Origin of the sequence: Daejeonella sp. (assembly GCF_049655485.1) — a bacterium.
Lineage (GTDB): Bacteria > Bacteroidota > Bacteroidia > Sphingobacteriales > Sphingobacteriaceae > Daejeonella.
The window spans coordinates 1-2,389 of record NZ_JBASJU010000174.1; the positions used below are offsets into that span (position 1 = coordinate 1).

At 44.7% G+C, this 2,389-nt stretch carries 2 protein-coding genes; one reads left to right on the plus strand and one right to left on the minus strand.

Annotated features, from left to right (window positions below; genetic code table 11):
* Window positions 1-1,162 (plus strand): capsule assembly Wzi family protein (locus WBJ10_RS07180; RefSeq protein WP_424288837.1); only part of this gene is annotated, 1,162 nt, incomplete at its 5' end.
* Window positions 1,163-1,323: 161 nt separating this feature from the next.
* On the opposite strand, the gene WBJ10_RS07185 is transcribed toward WBJ10_RS07180, so the two are convergent.
* Window positions 1,324-2,389 (minus strand): hypothetical protein (locus WBJ10_RS07185; protein WP_424288838.1); only part of this gene is annotated, 1,066 nt, incomplete at its 5' end.

Consider the following 2,389-nt stretch of genomic DNA (forward strand, 5'->3'; position numbering starts at 1 on the left):
AGATCTACCTGTGCGATTTGGCAAAGATCCTCGGGTTAGATTGTATCCTGGACAGAGTAGCGTTCGTTATAATGTTAAAAAGCTGTCCGCAGGTTTGTCAACAGAAAACTTATGGTGGGGCCCGGGTATGCGCAATTCATTATTAATGAGCAATACTGCACCGGGCTTTTTGCATTTAACTCTCAATACCCGGGAACCCTTGCAGACACCAATAGGCTCGATAGAAGGGCAGTTTATCGCGGGACGGCTGGATGGTTCCCGAGCAACACCGCCGGATCCACAGTATATGCATCAGGGAACCACATTATTTCTTCCGAAACCAAATGATTGGAGATATATGTCGGGCCTGGTTATGACATTGCAACCGAAATTATTGCCCGGTCTTTTCCTGGGTTTTTCGCGAACTTCGCAAGTGTATGCGAATGATCTTAACAAAATAGGCGAGTTTTTACCCTTCTTCAGGACGTATAGTAGAAATGTCGTTGCGGAAAGGCCAAGTTCCCCAGATCGTTATACATCACTGTTTATGCGCTGGCTACTAACTAAATCACAAGCAGAGATTTATTTTGAATACGGCCATAATGATCAGTTGCGGACTCTCACAGATTTTGTTAAAGATCCGGATTTGGGCCGGGCATATATTTTTGGGATGTCGAAGTTTTTTGACCTCAGTTCACGCCCTGATGAGGGAATCTTAGCGAAATTGGAATTCGCGCAGCTTTCGCAGACGTCTTTAAATTCTGTTCGAAAAGCCCAAAGTTGGTATATGGATGATTATGTGGTTCACGGTTATACCCAGCTCGGAGAGCCATTGGGAGCTGGCGCAGGCCCGGGAGCTGAAGTCCAAACGCTTGATGTGAATTGGATAAAAGGAATCAAGAGTTTAGGCATAAGACTGGAAAGGTATCTTCATAATCAGGATTTTTTCTACTATGCTTACGAACCATCTAAGGATTTCAGAAGGCATTGGACAGATCTGAGTGCCGAGGTAAACGGACGATGGGATTATAAGAATTTTATATTTAACGGGGGACTTAACTTCACGAGGTCGTTGAATTATGGTTGGTATATGGATCCGGTTGAGACTTCGCAGTATTACAGGAATGGGGTTGATGTTTCGAATCTTCGGGTAAATGTTGGGGTAACGTATCGATTTTATTAGGGTTTTTAATCCCACAGGCCAGAAATTCCAATGTCAGAGAGGTTGGAAATCAAAAAAGGCTTTGAGGCTGGTTAATTTGAGAAATATGGGGGACGCGAGCTTCGCCGCGTCTGCACGAGATCCGTCCCGGACTTGATCCGGGACCCAGTCGGGGAAGAGCACTATTTCCTGGCCTCTCGCAGCAGCAGCAACCCCGCTGCATACATTATCAAAAAGAACCCACTAGTTAATACCGCAGACTTCAAATATTTCAAATGATTCTTCTTCAACGGATACTCTGACACATCCACAATTTCAATTGTCGGTGTTTCCTGCATCAGCATGGTTTTGCTGGCTTCGAGGCTTTTGAATACTTCGGAGTAGGCTGTCGACAGCATCATCTTATCCCTCCCCTGAACTTCGCTGCTGACTTCAGCAGTTGGAAATGCGGGATTGGCGTCGAGAAGCATTTTGCTGGATGCTGAAGCAGAATAAGTTTTTCTATTTAACAGATAGCCGATACTATCAGTCCTGCGCTGGAGCCGTTCCACATTAGTCCTGAGCTTCTTTGTTTTGGTTTGGACGTAAAAATCGGTAGCATTCTTTATCAATCGGGTACAGAAAAGCTGCGACAATTTCTCATCCTTCATCGTTGCAGATGCTTCGAAGAATGTCAGTTTCTTATCAGGTTTGGAAATAGAAAAGTTATCTTCTCCTACACGAATGACTATATCCTGGAGTAAGCTATCCTGAAGGCGGCTATACTTTGACTTATCTGCGGGGAAACTAACTAACGGACCATCCTTGGTATATTTTTTCCAGCTTTCCTTCAGTTTCCCTGCTTCCGCATATTTATCAGCCAGCGTGTAATTGGGCTTGCTTTCCTCATAAGGCGTTAAAAGGGTCTGTTTGATTAAATTCTGACTCTTGAGCAACTGCAATACATTGTCGCCGGCCAAAACCCCGCCGGTTGAAAGGCTTCCCATATCAAGCCCAATTTGCCCTGCAAGGGAAGATAGCATCGATCCGCCGCTGCCTTTTGTGTCATCCACTACAAATAGTACACGGGATGTATATGTGATTGGCCAGTACCAGGCTAGCAGCAAGCCTAGCAATACACCAACTACAGCCACTGGCAGAAATTGAAATTTACGCTTCCATAAATAATTCAGGTCTTCCTTCCTTCGGGATAATGCATCACGAAAAGTATATTCCTGTTCGAAAACGTCTTTCTCTTCCGGATTATTC